The sequence below is a fragment of the Stutzerimonas kunmingensis genome, from assembly GCF_002929225.1.
Taxonomy (GTDB): Bacteria; Pseudomonadota; Gammaproteobacteria; order Pseudomonadales; family Pseudomonadaceae; genus Stutzerimonas.
In genome coordinates this window covers 29,115-49,235 of sequence record NZ_PISM01000018.1, presented here as the reverse complement: position 1 = coordinate 49,235, position 20,121 = coordinate 29,115, and the positions used below count along the sequence as shown (strand labels likewise).

At 59.2% G+C, this 20,121-nt stretch carries 11 protein-coding genes; 6 read left to right on the top strand and 5 right to left on the bottom strand.

Annotated features, from left to right (window positions below; genetic code table 11):
* Positions 1 to 107: 107 nt before the first annotated feature.
* The 5 genes from CW305_RS10710 to CW305_RS23430 all read right to left on the bottom strand — a co-directional run bounded on the left by CW305_RS10710 (position 108) and on the right by CW305_RS23430 (position 7,923).
* The gene (locus CW305_RS10710) at positions 108 to 2,459 is read right to left on the bottom strand and encodes an RNaseH domain-containing protein (RefSeq protein ID WP_104097885.1); all 2,352 of its coding nucleotides are present in this window, start codon (positions 2,457 to 2,459) and stop codon (positions 108 to 110) included.
* A complete protein-coding gene (locus CW305_RS10705; protein ID WP_104097884.1) occupies positions 2,456 to 5,527 on the bottom strand; it encodes an ATP-dependent DNA helicase in 3,072 nt (1,023 codons plus the stop codon). Before CW305_RS10705 ends, CW305_RS10710 begins: the two co-directional genes overlap by 4 nt.
* Positions 5,511 to 6,548, bottom strand: coding sequence for a restriction endonuclease-related protein (locus CW305_RS10700; RefSeq protein ID WP_038663141.1), 1,038 nt, complete (start codon positions 6,546 to 6,548; stop codon positions 5,511 to 5,513). The genes CW305_RS10705 and CW305_RS10700 overlap by 17 nt, the downstream gene beginning before the upstream one ends.
* A gap of 18 nt (positions 6,549 to 6,566) precedes the next feature.
* On the bottom strand, positions 6,567 to 7,400 hold the full coding sequence (locus tag CW305_RS23210; RefSeq protein ID WP_146067150.1) for a hypothetical protein: 834 nt from the start codon (positions 7,398 to 7,400) through the stop codon (positions 6,567 to 6,569).
* A gap of 163 nt (positions 7,401 to 7,563) precedes the next feature.
* Positions 7,564 to 7,923: a hypothetical protein gene (locus CW305_RS23430; protein ID WP_181063889.1), complete on the bottom strand. Its 360-nt coding sequence runs from the start codon at positions 7,921 to 7,923 to the stop codon at positions 7,564 to 7,566.
* Between the two features lie 314 nt (positions 7,924 to 8,237).
* On the opposite strand from CW305_RS23430, the gene CW305_RS10690 reads away from it, so the two are divergent.
* The 6 genes from CW305_RS10690 (at position 8,238) to recD (ending at position 20,053) form a co-directional block, all read left to right on the top strand.
* Complete coding sequence (locus CW305_RS10690) at positions 8,238 to 9,110, top strand: tetratricopeptide repeat protein (RefSeq protein WP_038663137.1); 873 nt, start codon at positions 8,238 to 8,240, stop codon at positions 9,108 to 9,110.
* A 65-nt stretch (positions 9,111 to 9,175) separates the two neighbouring features.
* The gene (locus CW305_RS23205) at positions 9,176 to 10,093 is read left to right on the top strand and encodes a hypothetical protein (protein ID WP_128121604.1); all 918 of its coding nucleotides are present in this window, start codon (positions 9,176 to 9,178) and stop codon (positions 10,091 to 10,093) included.
* Between the two features lie 10 nt (positions 10,094 to 10,103).
* Positions 10,104 to 10,697, top strand: a complete 594-nt coding sequence (locus tag CW305_RS10680; protein WP_038663134.1) for a hypothetical protein — start codon at positions 10,104 to 10,106, stop codon at positions 10,695 to 10,697.
* 139 nt (positions 10,698 to 10,836) lie between these two features.
* Positions 10,837 to 14,289 carry an exodeoxyribonuclease V subunit gamma gene (recC, locus tag CW305_RS10675; protein WP_104097883.1) on the top strand — a complete coding sequence of 1,151 codons (3,453 nt, stop codon included), beginning with the start codon at positions 10,837 to 10,839 and terminating at the stop codon, positions 14,287 to 14,289.
* The gene (gene recB, locus CW305_RS10670) at positions 14,286 to 17,969 is read left to right on the top strand and encodes an exodeoxyribonuclease V subunit beta (protein ID WP_104097882.1); all 3,684 of its coding nucleotides are present in this window, start codon (positions 14,286 to 14,288) and stop codon (positions 17,967 to 17,969) included. Before recC ends, recB begins: the two co-directional genes overlap by 4 nt.
* Positions 17,966 to 20,053 (top strand): exodeoxyribonuclease V subunit alpha, encoded by a 2,088-nt coding sequence (gene recD, locus CW305_RS10665; RefSeq protein WP_104097881.1) that lies wholly within the window; start codon positions 17,966 to 17,968, stop codon positions 20,051 to 20,053. Before recB ends, recD begins: the two co-directional genes overlap by 4 nt.
* The last annotated feature ends 68 nt before the right edge of the window (positions 20,054 to 20,121 follow it).

Genomic DNA, 20,121 nt, shown 5'->3' with positions numbered 1-20,121 from the left:
ATCTGGTCAATATGAACCAAAATCCAGTGCATATGGAGCACAACTTAATACCGAGTGCTAACAGGTGACTATTTGACCGGCTTCATTGCCTCCACACATTAGATTCCCTAATTTCCATACCGGTTCGCTTCAGACTTGCGTCGCATTTCCAAAATTGGATGGTCTGCCGCTACTTGTTTGCCCAAGTGCATGGGCCCAGGCAGACGCAGGTAGCCGTCCCACAGTGAAGGGTTCCTGCACAGCAAGGCGACCTGTTCAGCGATCACTGTCGCAGTGCTAAATGCCCCGGGCGTTATGATCGTGATTTCTGTTACGCCCAACTGCTGCCATGGATCTCGCAGGTCTCGTTCTGATACGTCGTATCTTGTGTTCTCGCGCTGTGAGCGAACGCTGCCGTACTGCTTAGACGGTGACACGAAATAAAATACCGAGGCGCTCTCGCAAGATTGAAAAGCTCCCACCTTCGTCCCGATGTAGTGAGCCGAGTTGGGAGACAAGGTGTGGTTGCCGCTGATCTGTGCTACCTGGTGATCGGCTCGAATGCGGACGACAGCGGCATCTGATGGGACGGGAGGAAGACCCTCCCCGGGGCCATCTTTCAATGCTCCATAGAAGGTTCTTAGATTGGCATCGAGGCAAACGATCAACGAGTCGTTCGAATTGATCTTGCAGTCCAGCAAGGATTGGGTGACCAATGTCTTCAATTGGTCAGGCTTGAGCAGAGTGTCCGTCCCGTGGATGGCGGCCAAGCCCTCGCCGTAGCTGAACCATTTGCCATTGGAGTCTAGGCTAGATTCGAACCAGAAAACCTCTGGTTTATTCCCGCCCAACACCGTCCGGGTGATAACCGGCAGATAGATGGCCGGGCCTTTATCCTGAATTCTATCCAGCAAAATCGACAGCACCGTTGTGCTCGCCGGCATCGATTTTACTTTGGGCGTCGGAACGGGGAGGTGCCCGCTTAGTCGAATCGCTTCGATGATCGAGTTGGTAGCTTTGAAATCACGATCATCCGCTTTGGTCTTCCGCCTCTTAGCTTGTGCATCAGGGTCGATATGCATGATGAACTGGGTCGCGATGCCGTGCTTTGCCAGTACCCTCCGAATGACGTGCTTGGGGTCTAGCCCTGCTTCCTGAGAGGCAGCGGACGTACTGGTCTCAACGATCATTACCTTTGCGCCATTTTCAGAAGCCTGCTTGCTCGCGGGCACCACATGGTTCATTAGCCAGTCGTTTAGGCTGTTGCTGTCATGTTTTCCTTCAAGCATTCGCTGCGCGTCCGGTACATCCAGGCGTGTCAGTGCCACGAGAGGAGGCATCACCTTATCGAAGAACTTGCTGTCCTGGGCCAGGGTGGTACTGGCTGCATGTAGCCGCAGCATCACGTCAGCGTGTGCTGCGAGTACCATCGCGTTCAGATTGGCGGCCTCTCCCGTGGTGACAACCTTCTCCTCTCGTAAGCTAGCCACCGCCTTCTTGACCAGAAGCGGAGCCGTTCCAGGCAGACTTGTAAGGAGGTGAAAGCCGGCTTGGTCGAGGAACAGCGGGCCAGGGCCTGACGCAATCATTGGATTCGACGGTGGGATGGCGTAGATGGGTCTCACGTCGCTGTCGACGGGGATGTCGCCGTCGACCATTGGAGGAAACGACTGTACGCCCATGAAGGTCAGCAGCTTCTCGACAGGGTGCTCGTACGTAGTTTCCCAGCCTTCGACCGTCTTCTTGGTTTTGAGCTTCGCTTTGACGATCAGGTCGCCGGTTTTGACCCAGGCATGTTTTTTCTTGCCTACAAGGTTGGGCATCACCTGGGTCAGTTTCACACGTAGCTGGATGTAGGGCTGCGGCCGACCGTGCAGCAAGACAAGAGTCGGTTCGATAGCATGCAGTGCACTGGCATATCGGACATCATTTTCGGAAACGATAGGGTCATCCCATGCAAGCAAGCTGGAATCAGCTGCCTGGTACAGCTTGATGGGCATCGCCGCCTGCATGGGCTTTTGTATGAGGGCTTGCCCCACCAGCCAAGGAATGACCGTATACGCGAGCGATGAAATGTCTCCAGGCGTGACTAGGTGACTTGTATCCAGCGGCACCACGTCGGTGACGATCAACTTTCCTTCAATGCCGACCAGTTGCTCGTTCCAAATCCTAAGGACGTCCATCGACCATAGGTGGAGTACCTCGTTGATAGTGTCGACTGACAGCGGATAGAGCATGATAATCGCCGAGACACCGCCCTCTTTTTGGGGGAATAGGTCCACCTTTACGGGGCCCCGGGAAAGAACCGCAAGCATCTCCTCCAATCCTGTCGTAGGCAGGCCCGGATGTGGCTTTTTAACCAGCCCCTGAAGCGCTTGCCACGCGTCGAGATACTGGGGGCCGATTACCACACGGTAGGCTTGCCCCAATTGGGTCGCATCAAATTTGAATAGGCTGGTGCGTAGCTCAAGAGCCTTCATCTCGCGTCCTTTCTGGATTCATTGATGTATTTCAGAAGTGCTGATGCGACGCCGGCATGGTGACGTTCGAACTGATCCCAATCCCCATCTTTCTTGAGTTGATGGACGCTCTCGTTGAGCATCTCGTGCCAAGGCTTGAGGCCATTCAGAAACGCGGCATCAGCGAAGTAACAAGTTACCGGAGTACCTCCTCGACGCCCCCGTCCGATGAGTTGAGTGAGGCTCACCAGGATGTTCATGATGGTGTAATGACGGATGTTATCCGGTTGCTGGCTAAACGCCGGGCGTGCGGTACGAATACTTTGTAGGAGAGCATTGGAATGCTTTCGCTCCTGCATCATCAGCAAGCCAGGGCTGCTGTAGAAGGCAACCGCTTTCCCCGTCTCGTAGCAGATATGGGCAAGGTTGTTGTTTGGGCTGTCCGAAGAGGGCAGTGGACGGACGCAGATCACTACGGCGCCAATCGCCGAAAGACCATCGGCGTTTACGATGTTGTGGCCGCGCGCCATAGGGCCAAGCGCACTGACCAGCAACGTCTTGTCCTTATGCCGGCCGCTGGTGAATTCCGCCAGGTCGTCGTAGACAAGTGTTTGCTGTGCTTCGAGTGAGGATGGCTTGTACTCGCTCTGTCGTCCTCGCACCCAGCCTACCAATTGGCCTGGGCCACCCTGCATTTTCGCGAGGGTCATGGCCAGCACTTCAGCATCCGTGTCGCTGTTGGTGACCAAGAGCAGGCGAGCGCGCTCTTGGGTCTTTGGGTCGTTTGCCAGACTCTGGAGACGGGCTTTCGCCCAGGGCCATATTTCTTTGGCAAATTTCGATACCAGGAACTTGCGCTCCGCAAAGGCGGCACCAGAGATGGCGGTCGTTTGGTTGACATTCTCGAAGGTGATCTGGCCAGCTGCATCCGGAACGTCGATGAAGTCTTTGGCTCGAAGGTCGTAAGCACTGGCTCCGGGAAAATATGCAGTGGCAGAGAACCCTATGAACAACCGTTTCACACCGGCATAGCCCAGAGCGCTGACATCCGGAAATGAAAGTAGGGTGCTGTGCGGATCACCGCGCATGGCGACGACGTTCAGGGTCGAGTCATTGTCGCTACTGTCTTTCCGCTTGAAGCCAAACACGGCCCGCTGCAAGGGGCCGTTGGGGGTAGGGCTCAACGGCTCTGGCCCTGCAATGCTCCTTCGAACCTCATAAGCGTTTGGGACCTCGGCGTTGACGAAGCCAGAAAGCTCAACCTGGAGGTTTCGCAGGTGTGTTTCGATGACCAGCAGCGTGCCACGCAAGATCAACGATGCTTTTAGGCGGATCTGGTCATGCTCTTTCAGCGGTGCAGGAAGCAGACCACTGTCGGACAATGCCTTGATGAGATGACCAAGGTTGACCGCCAGGGTTTCAAGCTTGTGTTCGCCATCGTTTGAACGCCAGCAGGCAAGGTGGTGACTTAGCCTTTCCAGGTGGGGTGGTATGCGGTTCGTGTTGTTGAACAGCTGTTCCAGCTCCTCGCGATTGATTCCCAGCTTTTCGGTAATGAAGGTGTCGTCGGCATCTGACCAGGTTGTTTCCTTCTTTGGCCACTCGAAATATTTTTCCTGCTGAAGGTTCATGAGCTGGCTCACACTGAGCGTGCAATAGGTTAGCGCCCAGTTCACCCGGTACAGACTGCTTCGATCAATCCCAAGTATGTTTGACCGGCCAACAACGGTATTGAACAGGCGCAAGAGAGGGCTATTGTCACCCTGGTTGCCAAGCTTCAGCTCGATGACACTGCTGTCTATGGCAGACTTCAGCAGACCGTCGATTTCGTCGACGAGAAACACCGGGGCAGTCCGGAGCAGCAACTCGATCAGGCTGCGCGGTCCAGGAAACTGGTCGGCGTCGGACAGCGGAATGCGCGTAGTGCCCGACAATAGGGCATGATGGTTGATCACCACGATGTCGGCTTCAAGAGCTTCTGACAACATTCTGGTCCGACCGCATTTGAAGAGAAAAGGACAGTGGTTAAGCCGTTTTGAATGCTCAAGTCGGCCTTCCTCCTGGGTCGATACCCGAACGTTGAAGCAAGGCTCTTTACCGGGTTCGACGTCGAGGAGGTCGGACGCGTAAGCATCCAGCAGGCAGGCATAGTCGTACGCGGACGCAGTATTGCTCTGCGCGAACTGGATCTGTGCACGCTCATAGACCCGCGTCGCTGAGTGCAATGGTGCAACCTTCAGATCAGCCGCTGCCACAGCTAGCGACTGCCTGAGAATACGTACGGTGTTTTCCAGTTCGACTAGCGTCGGTACCGCAATCACGACTCTGTGACCTCTGCGAGCCGCGTCAATCGACATCATCACCATGGCAACGCTTTTGCCGGTTCCAGTGGGGGCATTCACGCGGTAAAAATTGCCCGAGTCTGCTGCGCGTTTGGGTTCTGATCCCCAAATGTTGGTCAGGGAGGCTTCGTGTTGGCTGTGGAGATTGGGCGTTGCATCGAGTTGCTGGGCGAGTTCGCGTAGTGAGCCAAGCTCCCACTCGATTTCCTGCACAGCGGGCGATGAGGGGATATGGATGTGGCAGTCAGCGACTTCGAGGACGCTCCGCTCGCTTTCAGGTACAACGAAAACCCTGACCTGATCTCCAGCGATATGCTTGAGGACTACGTCCCCAGACTCTGGGAGCTGGGCATAGACCGGTGTCGCACGCCCATACTTGAGTGCCTCGAAGTATTCCCTGATGAGCTGGTCGGCATTCAGGTGCGGTGATATGCGATAGCAATCCTGTTCGTGGAGCTCGTCACTCAGCTTGCTCGCGTCGATCAACTCAAAGGGGCTGCGTTCACCTTTGATAATCGCCTCGGCGCTCATCAGGAAACGCTTGGGTTGGGCTACAAGTGAGGGCCTGAGCCGCAAGCTCTCGGCTATCAGCAGCTGATCAGCGTCCTGAAGCGCGCACCAGGTGCTCCAGCCGCGTGTTCGGCCCGCGCAGAGAGCTGCTGCATCGGCCAGCATGGGTTCACTGCCCACATATCGCGCAGCCAGGGCGAGAAAAAGCGTTGTACTAATGTCAGAAAGGGGCTGCATGTTTTTGTGCCTCCCTTACGCACTGGCTCTGCGTGAAGACCGCAACCCCTGCAGGGCAGCGTTGGCGGAGCAGGGGAATGTTTTGCATCTGGTAATCCGGGATTACGATCCAGCGAGGCTTGCTCGAAGGGATTGATTCGATGTGTTTGGCCAGCTCGTAGGACGATATCCAGACCTTGGCATCAATATCCTGGTAAGCGTGGCCAAGACGGATACGCAGATCCGTTCGATCCACATCAGGCCACAGCTGCACCTCCAAACCTTTCGCCACGAGCGCGCTTGCGAGCGCAACCTCAAGCAGTCCAGGTTGGAGCGTGAATTTCCATAATGGCGGTTTGAGCATCAGCCGGTCCTCGACGGGGTGTCCCAGAAGGATGCTGTTGTCTACACGGTTGATCAGTCTCGAACCATCACGAACAAAAAGACTCTTTTTGTCCTGGCACCAAGCAGAGTCGCAACTGACCTGGTGCCGCTGAGCATTCATCGGCCATTTGCATTCGGGACATAGATACAGAAGCCCGTTATGGTGCAGGTGAGGGGGGATGGGCTCGTAGAACTCGCTTAGAGAAAGATTGAGTGAAACGAAGGATTCTTGGGCCTGGAAGGGCACGATCACGCCATGCTCAATCAGAAACAACCGGAAGTTTCGATAGTGTGTCTCACCGTCAGCCCGAAGGCGGCACGCTTGCTTGACCCGGTTTACGCTGGCCTGGACTTGCTCCCACAGCTCCCTTACGTCGAGCTCAAGCAGCATCTCATTGCAGGTTTGCGTGGCGATGTTGGAATACAGTAAGGGGCCTGAGTAGTCGGCCCTGATAGCCGAAGACAGCCAGTCCTCAAGGGGAACGCTTAGCTTGCGCTCCAATTCTATGGCTGACATTGGGTAGCCAACAGGCTCAAGACGCCAGAGCAGGGCGCAAGCCCGCTGCAGCAAGGGAAACGCCAGTGCCCTGTTCTTACTGCTGAGTGATGCGCCTTGAGCGAGGAGTTGCAGCAAATGCTCAGGTTGTTGTTTATCCATGCACTGTTCTCCACTGCGTCAACTTTGGTCTTTAAGTGGGCCGAATGTGAGCAGCTTTAGGCCATAACCTGAGTATTCAGGGGCTACCCATCCAGTGGGTGCGATATCGCATTTGATTTTGGCCTCTAGCAGGATCAATAGGTCGAAATAGTCGCTTATCGACATATCGCAATTGCCTTCTATTACGAGGATTGCATCGACCGTAGTAGTGAGTCTTGTATGCCCAGCCTGCGCTAGTAATGAATCTATAGCTGCATTTGGTGTTGAGCCCCAGCTAGTTGCTGCTTGACCAATGCAGTGTTCAGGCAGCTGCCATGTGGGGTAACTATTCCAGTTCAACCCTGGGATGCTTTGCATCTCTCTTGCTAAGTACATGCTTGCCCAGAAGTCACACAGAGCTTGCTCAGTGCACCATAGATAGCTGCGATAACCCGGATATGCTTGTGCCATGCATGGGGCTAAATGATGGACGTGGATGATGGCTGCTAGTCGATCTAGGTGACTCGCGGGAGGTAGCTGGTCTGGAGATGAGCAGAAAAAATGAAGCTCATCAAATTGCTGTTCAGGCCAAGGTTCGTCTAGTCCGTGAGCAGAAAAACGATGCCTGTCGAGACAGGTGATGCTTTCGGGGAAATAAGCCTTGGGCAGTTCAAGTATTTGGTCTGCTAGTCGCTGAGCTTCGGCTTGTGTTTCTGCGATCAAGGCGATATCGAAGCTTACCGAGTATTGTTCCCGTAGATTGAGAGCTTTCTGGTGCGTTTCTGTCTTAGCGCTTTCGGTATCGTCACCTTGGTTTAAAAGGTGGTACAGATAGTCGCTAGGCTGCATGCGCTTGCGATGCGCGTTGTTCATCTTTAGCGCACCTGCACGGGGCCGTTTGCGCACTTGTAACCGGGGTATTGGGCTTCTGCCGTGACGCGAGCCATCTCGGAGCTGACGGCCTGTACCGTGATTGTAAAGTTAGCGCGTGGGCCCGCATTGGGTGTCCTGCGTTGCAGGAAGGCAAAGTAAGTCGTCATAGCTGAGTCTCCATGGTCAGATGACAGGAGACAGAATGGGTTGGGTATGCGACAGCCTGTGTCGCATTCAACCTTGTTCGTACAGTGCCGCCATCCGATGCGCCGATAAGGCCATCATGCAGAAGTGCTTGTTGGACAACCTCCAGTACCTCTGGCTTCACCTGACCTGGTTCCAGGACAACGAAGCGGGTGTTGCTGATGACCTTGCCTGAGCAGTCTTGGCTAGGCCGGTTTCCTTTCAACAGTGATGTCGCGTAATCCCGAAGGGGCGCCAGATTTTCTACCTGCGCCGCCATTCCGAATCTAGCAGCGTGCTCCATGATCATGACGAGGTTCATCGCATCTGTTGGCAGCATGCTCAGTCGCGATAGCGATTTCTCTGCCCACCACAGTTTTGCTTTGCCCTTGGGCCTGCTGTGCACATGGGGGAATTTCTATTCGAGTTCGCTGAGGTCACGTTGAATGGTGCGTTTATCAACCTGGACGCCTTGGTTGGCTACTCGTTGGTGAATGGCATTGCTATCGAGAGCGCTGTCCTTGCTAGGGAGAAGGCCAAGGATGAGCTCATGGCGGAGTAGCTGTTCCACAATTCCATCCCTACTTGTGTGCGACACAGGCTGTCGCATGGCTGTTGAAAATGGTCAGACACGATCATCGATGAGGCAGCAGCATGAGCAAATCTGCGGATGTCTTCAATCTCATGGATAACCTTCTTCCGCTGGCTGAAGACGTCGATCTAGCTGGGCCTGACGAGTTGCAACGCCTTTACGCTGGCATTGGAATGCCATCGCTGAGAGCGAAGGAGCTAAGCGGGCAGGCGGGTGTTACCTATCACGAGATAAAAGCAGCCAATCCGCTTCTTGGATTGGTTGATCCGATCAGGATTCGAAATCGCTATGTGGAGCTGCGTGAGCAGGCTCTGTTGGGCGATGCGGATGCGCTCAATGATCTAGGGTGGTTTTGGCTCAATGGTCTGCGGCTGAAGCCGAACCCTGCGCTGGCCAGGCGGTTATTCAAGGTTGCGGCAGTGATGGGAGCCTCAGAGGCTCTATTCAACCTCGCCGAGCTGGCCTTTTATGGCAAGGGGCTGGTGGTCAATCCGGGCTTGGCCATCGACTATTACGAGCAGGCTTTCGAAGCAGGGATTCCCTGTGCTGCGCAAGCATTAGGGAGCTTGTATGAGCGTGGGGACGAGGGTGTCATCGTCGATCATGGCAAAGCCATCAGTTGGTACAAGCGTGGAGCGGCCGAGCAGGACTTGATGGCGTGCTTCTCACTTGGCAGGTTGGCTCTGGATGAGACATCACCCGAGTATGATCCAGCACTTGGCTTGTATTGGCTGCAGTGGGCGGCCATGAGGGGGCTGGTGCTGGCGACTGAGCGACTTGCTGAATTTTACTTTTCTACCTTCGAGTCTCCACCGGATCCAGATGGGCTGCTGTTTCGTTTCTGGCGGGATCTGGCGATCAGCCAGGGAAGCTTGTGGGCCAGAGAGTTGCATGCATCGGATGTTGCTATTCAACAAGTATGCAAAAGCTCATAGCATGCTGGCTTTATGCCCCTGCAGCGATATCAATAGGTGCTGGGGTTAGGACTAAGAGGAAGGGAATGAGTCTGACTGGGAATCAAAAGGCCTTTGCACGGTACCTGGCTGATTTATGGGGCAGGCCAGAGGCACTGGGGGAGATGCGTGGTTTGTTCCCAGTGGGAGATGCTTCGGAGGCAGGGCTGCTGCATAGCTTTCGCATTAGCAAACATCAGAGCTGGAAGCCTTGGAAAGGGCGTATTGCCTCAGCGGTTCATCATTGGTGGTGTCATTCGCTTCAGGAGGCCTTTCTCCATTACTCCTGGCCTGATAGCCCTAAGCCTAATTCGTCCCAATGCATTGCTGCCCGTTTACGGCAAGCGCTAGCTGTGCGTGATCAAGCAACTGCCCGCGATGCATGCCTGGCTATATTCCACTGGGGGGGCGTCGCGCGTCGCCCTGGTGATAAATCTCTGGCTTGGGTCGAGGATCAGTACCTAAAAAAAACGCTATGCCAATCAATCATGCATGCAGTCCAACTGCTTCAACCTGGATCTGCTCAAGGGCTTGCTGCATTCGATGGCAAGGAACTCCTGATGAATTCCGCTATGACAAAGGTCTACGCGGCTGCCGACCCTGACCACATCATTATCTACGACGGCCGCGTTGGTGCTGCACTTGGATTGCTCGCCCGTTATTCACTCATGCGTTCTGGCGTACCTAGCGTCCCTGCTGATTTATCCTTTCGGTGGGGGGCCGGACAAGGCGACACGACGAATAGAGATCCATCGCTGGGGGCGTTCAAGTTTCGCAAGCTCAATGCCGCTCAGTGCCAGCTATGGGCGGGACAGGTGTTGCTTGCAGGAGAGTTGCTGCAGCAGGTGATGGCCTACAACCCAAGCATTGGCTCCATTGCAGAGCTTGAGAAAGCCCTCTTCATGATCGGTTACAACGTAGATACAGATCTCCCCCCTCTGCCGCTTCCCCGGGTTTCCCCATAAGGAGATTTAAATGGAGCTTTATCGGGCGATTCCTGCCAGCCAAGTGGGGAGGGCGGAAAAAGATCTTCGTCGTCACTCAACGATGCGAATACCCAGCAATGTTCCCTACGTGGTCGACAACCTCTGGGAGTCTCTTCGGCCGAGAAATATGCCGTCCCGCCGGCATGCAATTTACGCCAGCCCAACCCCTGAACTCGCTTTGCTGAATGCCAGTGCTCCGCTGGCTGATGGTGATGAATACGTTGCCTGCAGGGTTGTTGTAGAACCACAGAAAATCCGTATTGCTCAGCTTCAGGTGACCGATGCGCGCTACCACAGCGACATTCGCTTGATTAGCAAGTGGATCAGTCAGCATGGGCAGGAGTTGGCTGAGCTTTCGTTGGATCAAAAGCAGAAGCTTGCACCGCTCTTTATGCCGGGCCTGCATCGACGTGAGCTGACCGAGCTGTGGAAGGCTCATCCGTTGGTGGCCGCGCTTTGTACCTATGCGACGCAGCACTCTTCGTTCTGGTCCTCCGCATCTGACAGCCCTCGGTCTTCGGATGGCGAGCTGTTCTTTGAGTTGGTCGATGACGCCGATACCTACCGGCTTGAAGTCATTTGAAGTTGCCTGAGCGTTTCTCCAATCGCTGCCTCAGTTCAACGACGTCATTTTGCTTCTTCCGTGAAAGATCCCGTGCGACACAGGGTGTCGCATGCGTTGATTAGCTTTCACTCCAGCGTACCTAGAGGGATGTGTGTCTATGCAGGAGCATCAGCCTGGTCTTGTTGTCATCCATGGCAATCATCTAGAAGAACTGCGAGCCCTTGCAGTGCAGTGGATGCGCAGCCACCCGCTACATCCGCTGGAGAACGAGGTGCTGCTGGTGCAAAGCAACGGTATCGCCCAGTGGCTGAAACTGGCGCTGGCCGAAGACCCGCACAAGGGTGGCTGCGGCATTGCTGCGGCGCTGGATGTGCAGTTGCCTGCGCGCTTTCTGTGGCAGGTGTATCGCGGGGTGCTGGGGGCGCAGACCACGCCGCAGTCCTCGCCGCTGGACAAGGCAGCGCTGAGCTGGCGGCTGATGCGCCTGCTGCCCAGCTTGCTCACGAACCCGGTTTTCGCAAGCCTGCAGCGCTTTTTGGAAAAGGACGATGAACAGCGCAAGCTGCACCAACTGTGCGAGCGGTTGGCGGACTTGTTCGACCAATACCAGGTGTACCGCGCCGATTGGCTCGAAGACTGGGCTGCCGGGCGGGATCAACTTCAACACATCAAGGGCACTGTGCAGCCATTGGATGCGCCGAACCTGTGGCAGGCGCAGCTATGGCGCGAGGTATTGGCCGACGTTGGCGAGGGCGCGCTCGAGCAAAGCCGCGCCGGGGTTCACAAACGCTTCGTCGCCCACCTGCGCAGCGCTGCCCAGGCGCCAAAGGGGCTGCCACGCAGGGTTGTGGTGTTCGGCATTTCCTCGATGCCTGCGCAGGTGCTCGAAGCCCTGAAAGAGCTTTCCCGCTACAGCCAGGTGCTGCTGTGCGTGCACAACCCTTGCCGGCACCACTGGGGCGATATCGTTGCCGACAAAGACTTGCTGGCGCACCACTACCGCCGCCAACCTGCCCGTGAGGTTGCCGCAGCTGCGAATGAGCACGGCCAACCCTTGCTCGCCGCCTGGGGTAAGCAGGGGCGCGACTACATCAACCTGCTCGACTACCACGACGAGCCCGGCAGCTATCGCCACCTGCTCGATGGCCTCAATGGCGGGCGTATCGACCTGTTCACCGAGCCGGATACGGCAACCCTGCTAGGCCAGCTGCAAAGCGATATTCTTGAGCTGCGCCCGTTGCCGGAAACCCGCGAAGCCTGGGGGGCGGTAGACGCTACCGCCGACCGCTCGCTGCGTTTTCACGTGGTGCACAGCATGCAGCGCGAAGTGGAGGTGCTGCACGACCAACTGCTCGCCCGCTTCAGCGCCGACAAGCAGTTGAGCCCACGGGATGTGATCGTGATGGTGCCGGACATCAACGCCTACACCCCTCACATCGAGGCAGTGTTCGGCCAGGTGCCAAGGAGTGATTCGCGCTACCTGCCGTTTACCGTGGCCGACCAAGGCCAGCGCGGCCGCCAGCCGCTGCTGATTGCCCTGGAACACCTGCTCAAGCTGCCCCATAGCCGCTTCGCTGCCAGCGACATTCTTGACCTGCTGGACGTACCGGCCTTGCGCGCGCGTTTCACGATCAACGAAGCCGACGTACCCACACTGCAACGCTGGATCGACGGTGCCGGTGTGCGCTGGGGGCTCGATGCCGAGCAGCGCGAAAGCCTGGGCATGCCGGCGGGCCTCGAGCAGAACACCTGGCGCTTCGGAATGCGACGCATGCTGCTGGGCTACGCTGCTGGGCGAGCGCCTCAGCTCAACGGCATCGAACCCTACGACGAAGTGTCGGGGCTGGAAGCTGCCCTGGCCGGGCCGCTGCTGGCCTTGCTCGACCACCTGGAAGTGGCCCTTCAGGAACTCCAGCAACCGGCCACGCCGGTGCAATGGGCAGAGCGCCTGCAAGCCTTGTTGAAGGTGTTCTTCCGCCCGGTAAACGATACAGAGGAACTGCTGGTCAACCAATTGCTCAAGCTGCTCGAAGGTTGGCTGCGCACCTGCGAGGTGGCGCAGTTCGCGCAGCCACTGCCGCTGAGCGTGGTGCACGAGGCCTGGCTCAGCGGTATCGAAGATAGCGGCCTGTCGCAGCGCTTCCTGGCCGGCGCGGTGAACTTCTGCACCCTGATGCCTATGCGGGCGATTCCGTTCAAGGTGGTGTGCCTTCTGGGCATGAATGATGGCGATTACCCGCGCCAGCAATCACCGGTCGATTTCGACCTGATGCGCAACGACTACCGCCCTGGCGATAGGTCGCGACGTGAAGATGACCGCTACCTGTTGCTGGAGGCCGTGCTGTCGGCGCGAAAACAACTGTATGTGAGCTGGGTGGGCCGCAACATCCGCGACAACAGCGAGCGTGTGCCCTCGGTGCTGATTGGCCAATTGCGCGACCACCTGGCCAGCGGCTGGCGCTCGGCCAACGGCCAGCCATTGCTGCCAGCGCTGACCCAGGAGCACCCGTTGCAACCCTTCAGCGCCGCCTACTTCGCCAACGAGCCGGGGCCTGATGGCTTGTTCACCTACTCCAGCGAGTGGCGCGAGGTGCATGACGAATACAGCTCGCAGCCAGCAGGGGAGCGCCTGCCCGCGCTGGTGCAGGACACGCCATTGAGCCTGCGGCAACTTTCCGAGTTCGTGCGCGACCCGGTGGGCGCTTTCTTCAGCCAGCGGTTGAAGGTCAAATTCGACGACGACGAGTTGGTAAACCGCGATGACGAAGCCTTCCAGCTCGATGGCCTGGAAAACTGGCAGCACCAGGACAGGCTTACCCAGGCGCTGAAGCGCTGGGTCGAGGAGGCTTACGACCCCGAACAGGCCGTGACCGAACTGGGCCTGCAAGTGCAACGCCTGCAACGCGAGGGCGCCTTGCCACTGGGCGGCTTCGGCACCTTGAGCGCCTCGGCGCTGGTGGAGCCGATGCCGGGCCTGCTGGCGCGCTACCACGCCCAACTGCAAGCCTGGCCTGAGCTTGAAGAGGGCCAGAGCGCCGCAACCATCGAAGCCACTGACGAGCGTCCCGGCCTCAAGGATTGGCTGGGTGGCATTCGCCGCAATGCGTTGGATGAGCGAGCCTACCTGCAACTGGACAGCAAGAAGCTGTGCAGCGACGACAGCCTGCGTTGGCAGCACCTGGTGCGGCCTTGGTTGCGGCACTTGGCGTTGCAGTTGAACGGGCCTGCCTGCACGACCATTCTGGTGGGTTTGAATGGCGATGTGGTGTTCCGGCCAGTGCCTGAAACCCAGGCCCGGGAGCAGCTGCAAGCGCTGCTCCAGGCCTGGGTGGCGGGCATGCAAGAGCCGCTGCCGGTGGCCTGCGAAAGCGCCTTCGCCTGGTTGGCAGCGGGTGGGGAAAGCAGCGATTCGGCCTACGACAAAGCGCGCGATATCTATGAAGGCGGCTACATGAAAAAGGGTGAAGTGGAGCGCTCGTTCGCCCAACGGCGTGCCTACGAGGACTTCGACCAACTGTGCGCGAGCGGCCAGTTCGTGGCCTGGGCCCAGCGCCTGTATGGCGGCTTGTTCGGCCACTTCACCTCGACCGACGCAGGAAGCGCCCAATGACAGCGGTTAACCTCAACCCCCTCGATTTCCCACTGCATGGCAGCCGCTTGATCGAAGCGAGTGCCGGCACCGGCAAAACCTTCACCATCGCCTTGCTGTACGTGCGGCTGGTACTGGGCCATGGGGGCGATGCTGCGTTCAAGCAAGCGCTGACGCCGCCGCAAATTCTGGTGGTGACCTTCACCGACGCCGCCACCCAAGAGCTGCGCGACCGCATTCGCGCACGGTTGAACGAGGCTGCCCAGTGCTTTCAGGCACCTGATGAGCGTCACGACCCGCTGCTGGTGAAACTGCGCAACGGTTACCCCGCCGATCAGTGGCCGGCCTGTGCTCGTCGGTTGCAGTTGGCCAGCGAGTGGATGGACGAAGCCGCGGTTTCGACCATTCATGGCTGGTGCTACCGGATGCTGCGCGAGCACGCCTTCGACAGCGGCAGCCTGTTTACCCAGACACTGGAAACCGACCAGCGCGAGTTGCTCGATGAAGTGGTCAGGGACTACTGGCGCCAGCAGTTCTATGGCCTGCCGCCTGAGGTTGCCAGGGTGGTGACGGATAGCTTCAAAAGCCCCACCGAGCTACGCGAAGCGCTGACGCCGCTGCTGTCGCGTAGCGATGCCGAGTTTCAGCAGGCAGGGATGTCGATCACAGCGCCCGCGCACCTGGATGCTTTGCTTCAGGGGCCTGCTGACTGGGCTGCGCAGTGCGTCGCGCTCGAAGCGCAGGCAAGGGCGGCCTGGGCCAACGACATCGTGGCTCTGGAGGCGTTGCTGCACAGCGCGCGCAGCGCACTGAACGGCAAGTCCTACCCCACCAAAACCCCCGAAACTTTTGATCAAATGCTTGGCGATATCGCCGCCTGGAGCCAGGGAGGCGAAGCCAGTAGCCACGTTCGCAAATGCGGGCAAGCCCGCTTCAAGCTGAACAAAGGCGGTGCCATCGGTACGCACCCAGCGTTTCGAGCCATCGATGCTTGGGTCGACCATGAGGAGTCGAAGCAGGACATCCGCGCGCAGTTGCTGCTGCATGCTCTGCGTGAAGTGCAGGGCGCCTTCGAGGAAGAAAAGCTGCGCCGGGCGCAGATCGGTTTCGACGACTTGCTCAACCGCCTTGGTCGTGCCCTGGAAGGCCCCTCTGGCCCGCGCCTGGCGCAGACCATTCGCCAGCAGTACCCGGTGGCCCTGATCGACGAGTTCCAGGACACCGACCCGGTTCAGTACGGCATCTTCGACAAAATCTACTGCATTGGAGAAAACCTGCCCGACTGCGGCCTGTTCATGATCGGCGACCCGAAACAGGCAATCTATTCGTTCCGTGGCGCCGACATCTACACCTACCTCAAGGCGCGTGAGGCTACCAAGGGCCGGCATTACACCCTGGGCACCAACTACCGCTCCACTCAAGCGATGGTCGATGCCGCCAACCATTGTTTCAAGTTCGCCGAAGCCCACCCCCGAGCAGCGTTCCGGTTTGCCGAGGAGGGGAAGGAGAACCCGGTGCCGTTCGAAGGTGTTGATGCCAAAGGCCGCAGCGATACGTTGGAGATCGAGGGTGAAAAGCAGAAGGCCCTGACCCTCTGGCAGCTGCAAACCAACGGAGTAATCAACAACGCCACTTACCTGCGCGAGGCCTCCGAGGTATGCGCCTCGGCGATTCAGGCCTGGCTCGACCGCAGTGCAGAAAAACCCTCGGGCCTGCGCAACAGCGATGGCCAACTCACTGCACTCAAGCCTGCCGATATCGCCATTCTGGTACGCAGCCGCAAGGAAGCCGAAGCTATTCGCAAGGCCCTTGCGCGTCGCAAACTGGCCAGCGTTTATCTGTCTGACCGCGACTCAGTATTCGAAAGCGAAGAAGCCACCGACCTGCTGTGCATCCTGCGGGCCTGCGCCCAGCCCACCAGCGACCGCTTGCTGCGTGCGGCATTGGCCACCCGCAGCGTGGGCATTTCCTGGCAGGACCTGGAGCAGTTGAACCAGAACGAGCTGTGCTGGGAAGCGCATGTGCAGTGGTTCCGCGACTTCCGTGTGCTGTGGCAGCAACAAGGCGTGCTGCCCATGCTGCGCAGGCTGCTTGCAACCTTCAAGGTGCCGGCCCGTTTGCTGGCTGAAGAACAGGGCGAGCGCCGCCTGACCAACCTGCTGCACCTGGCCGAATGGCTGCAGCGCAGCGCCGCCGAACTCGATGGCGAGCACGCGCTGATTCGCCATCTGGCCGAGCAGATCAAGGAGCAGAGCGAGGAAGAAATTCTGCGCCTGGAAAGCGACTCGGACCTGATCAAAGTGGTGACCGTGCACAAGTCCAAGGGCCTGGAGTACCCCTTGGTGATGTTGCCGTTCGCGTGCAGCGCCAGGGCGGTGGATGGCCGTAGCAAGGCGCCGCCGATGTTCCATGAACGACAGGATGAGCATTACAGCCTGGTGCTTGAACTGGCCAAGGGCGACCCGGCAAAGCCTGCGCAGAAACGCGCTGACGATGAGCGCATGGGCGAGGAAATGCGCCTGCTGTATGTCGCCCTGACCCGCGCCCGCTACGCCACCTGGATCTGCGTGGCGCCCCAGGGGTTCAAGACCGGAGGCTCGTCGATAGACCTGCACAAGTCGGGCTTGGGCTACTTGCTTGCAGGCGAAGGCACGGTTGCCCCTGATTGGTTGGCTGAAGTGGTGGACGCCTTCGCGAAGGGCTGCGACGACATCGCGGTGTGCAAGGCCCCTGCGCAAACCGAGGGTGTCCATGTGGCACCTGCGCGCCCGACGGTAAGCGAGGCCTTGCGCCCGCTGCATGCGCTGGCGACCAACTGGTGGATCGCCAGCTACTCTGCCTTGGCCATCGCCGACGACCGTGCGCGGATGGGCGCCGAGTCGCCGGTTGCCCCTGAGCCTGCCACCGCGCTGGAAGCCAACCTGCAAGAGCAGGACGACGAGCAGAACCCGCCTGCCGGCGTTGGTATTCACGCCTTCCCCCGAGGGGCGGGGCCGGGCACTTTCCTGCACGGGCTGTTCGAGTGGGCCGGCGATGAGGGCTTCGGCAACGCTGCCAGCGACGAGCAAGCCCTGCACGACGCCGTGGCCCGGCGCTGCAACCTGCGCGGCTGGGAGCGCTGGATCGACCCGCTGTCGGCTTGGTTGAGCCATTACCTCAAGGCCCCACTGCGCTTCAACGGCACCCAGTGCACGCTAGCCGGGTTGAGCACCTATCAGGTCGAGATGGAGTTCTGGTTCTCCAGCCGCAACGTGAACGTCGAACGCCTCGATGCCTTGGTACGCGAACACACCCTCGGCGGTACGCCGCGACTGATACTGGCGCCCAACCGGTTGAACGGCATGTTCAAAGGCTTCATCGACCTGACCTTCGAGCACGAGGGCCGCTACTACGTGGCGGACTACAAATCCAACTGGCTGGGCAGCACCGATAGCGCCTATGTCGCTGAGGCCATGGCCGAAACCATGCTGGACAAACGCTACGATCTGCAGCTGTGCCTGTACCTGTTGGCCCTGCATCGCCAGCTCAAGCTGCGCCTGCCCGGCTACGACTACGAGCAGCACATGGGCGGGGCGCTGTACCTGTTCATTCGTGGGCACCAGGCGCCCACCCATGGCCTGCACTTCGAGCGGCCACCGCAGCAACTGATCGAGCAGCTTGACCAACTCTTCATGGGCCAGTTCGAGGAGGCCAGCGCATGAGCCAGACCCTCAAGCAACTGAGCAGCAGCCAGGGCGATACCGAGCAGGTGGCGGTGTTCATTGGCGCCGCCAGCAACAGCGAGCTCTTGCAGCAAGTCGATACCTGGGTGGCGCGTGGCTGGTTGCGCGCGCTGGATCGTGCCTTGGCGAAATTCATTCTTGAACAAGACCCTCAGGCCCAGGCCAGCGTGCTGCTGGCCGCCGCGATGACCAGCCACCAACTGGGCCGTGGCCATGCCTGCCTGGACCTTACCGCCACCCTGGCAGCGCCGGATTTCGTGCTGTCGTTGCCACCAGAAGGCGAGGAGGGCAGTACGCTGCCGTCGCAATGGTTGCAGGGCCTGGACGCTACGCAGTGGCGCCAGGCTCTGGCCGCCAGCACCCTGGTCGAGGACCGTGACGCCCGCCAGGACGCCCCCGAGCGGCCCTTGGTGCTGGTGGGGCTGCGCCTTTACTTGCGCCGCTACTGGAACTACGAGTGCAGCATCGCCCAAGCCTTAAGCGCACGCTTGAGCGTGGCGCCGGTCACACCAGATAACTTCGCTAGCCGTCTCGATGAACTGTTTCCCGCCCGTTCCGAAGCCGAGCGCGCGCAAGGCAGCAACTGGCAGAAAATTGCCTGCGCGCTGGCGGCCCGTGGCAACTTCAGCGTCATCACTGGCGGCCCGGGCACCGGCAAGACCACCTCGGTGGTGCGCCTGCTGGGGTTGCTGCAAACCCCGGCGGTCGAGAGCGGCAAGCCGCTGCGCATCCGCCTGGCGGCGCCGACCGGCAAGGCGGCGGCGCGGTTGTCCGAGTCCATTGGCAAGGAGGTTCGGGTGTTGCCGGTGAGTGATGCGGTGCGCGCCGAGATCCCGACGGATGTGTCCACCTTGCACCGCTTGCTGGGCAGCCGACCGAACTCGCGTAACTTCATTCACCAGCGCGATAAACCGCTGGAGCTGGATGTACTGGTGGTCGATGAAGCCTCGATGATCGACCTGGAAATGATGGCCTGCGTGCTGGATGCCTTGCCCCAGGCAGCGCGCTTGATTCTGCTAGGCGACAAGGACCAGTTGGCCTCGGTGGAAGCCGGTTCGGTGATGGGCGACTTGTGCCGCGAGGCTGAAAAAGGCGACTACAACGCGCAAACCGCCCAGTGGCTGAGCACCCACAGCGGTGAGGCGCTGGTTGACCCTGAGTTGCAGATGGCCGAAGGCGCGGGCGCCCCGCTGGCGCAGCAGACCGTGATGTTGCGCCGCTCTTGGCGTTTCGACCCGCAGAAGGGTATCGGGCGCCTGGCCAAGCTGATCAACAACAAGCAGGCGGGCGAAGCACGGCGTGCGCTCGAACAGCCCTCGGAGCAACTTTTCAACCTGCTGGTGCGTGGCGAGCAGGATGCGGCGCTTAGCGACCTGGCCATCGATGGCAACCGCAATGCGCCCGGCTACCGGCATTACCTGGTGCAACTGCGCGACTTGCGCCCTGTGGCTGATACACAGTGGGACAGCGAGCTATGGGCCGGTTGGGCAGGCAAGGTGTTGTCTGCATTCGACCAGTTCCGCCTGCTCTGCGCATTGCGCCGGGGGCCTTGGGGCGTCGAAGGGCTTAACCAGCGTGTGGCTATGCAATTGCGTCGCCGCGGCTTGCTGGACAGCGACCACGGCTGGTACGAAGGGCGTCCGGTGCTGGTGACGCGCAATGACTACAGCTTGAACCTGATGAACGGCGATATCGGCATCGCGCTATGGGTGCCGGGGCCGGACGGTGCGCTGGCCCTGCGCGTGGCCTTCCCGCGCAACGACGGCAGTGGCGGCGTGCGCTTCGTGATGCCGAGCCGGTTGGTGGAGGTGGAGACGGTGTTCGCCATGACGGTGCACAAGTCCCAGGGCTCGGAGTTCAACCACACCGCGCTGGTGTTGCCTGATGCGCTGAACCCGGTGTTGACCAAGGAGCTGCTGTACACCGCCATCACCCGCGCCAGGGAATGGTTCAGCCTGGCCGAGACTCACCCGGGTGTGTTCGAAGGCGCGGTGGGCCGCAACGTGCAGCGCACCAGCGGCTTGGCGTTGCAACTGCATGAGGCGCTGGCTCAACGCATCTGAGTGGGCGAATTCAGGCATTTGTAGCCGGGTTACTGGCCTGGGCCGTGACCTTTGCCATGTCAGAGCTT

Bases quoted from the DNA above. Each gene is read 5' to 3' on its own strand.
- CW305_RS10705 (WP_104097884.1), bottom strand. From the start codon at position 5,527: ATGCAGCCCCTTTCTGACATTAGTACAACGCTTTTTCTCGCCCTGGCT.
- recD (WP_104097881.1), top strand. From the start codon at position 17,966: ATGAGCCAGACCCTCAAGCAACTGAGCAGCAGCCAGGGCGATACCGAG.
- CW305_RS23430 (WP_181063889.1), bottom strand. From the start codon at position 7,923: ATGCTGCCAACAGATGCGATGAACCTCGTCATGATCATGGAGCACGCT.
- CW305_RS10680 (WP_038663134.1), top strand. From the start codon at position 10,104: ATGGAGCTTTATCGGGCGATTCCTGCCAGCCAAGTGGGGAGGGCGGAA.
- CW305_RS23210 (WP_146067150.1), bottom strand. From the start codon at position 7,400: ATGAACAACGCGCATCGCAAGCGCATGCAGCCTAGCGACTATCTGTAC.
- recB (WP_104097882.1), top strand. From the start codon at position 14,286: ATGACAGCGGTTAACCTCAACCCCCTCGATTTCCCACTGCATGGCAGC.
- recC (WP_104097883.1), top strand. From the start codon at position 10,837: ATGCAGGAGCATCAGCCTGGTCTTGTTGTCATCCATGGCAATCATCTA.
- CW305_RS10710 (WP_104097885.1), bottom strand. From the start codon at position 2,459: ATGAAGGCTCTTGAGCTACGCACCAGCCTATTCAAATTTGATGCGACC.
- CW305_RS10700 (WP_038663141.1), bottom strand. From the start codon at position 6,548: ATGGATAAACAACAACCTGAGCATTTGCTGCAACTCCTCGCTCAAGGC.
- CW305_RS23205 (WP_128121604.1), top strand. From the start codon at position 9,176: ATGAGTCTGACTGGGAATCAAAAGGCCTTTGCACGGTACCTGGCTGAT.
- CW305_RS10690 (WP_038663137.1), top strand. From the start codon at position 8,238: ATGAGCAAATCTGCGGATGTCTTCAATCTCATGGATAACCTTCTTCCG.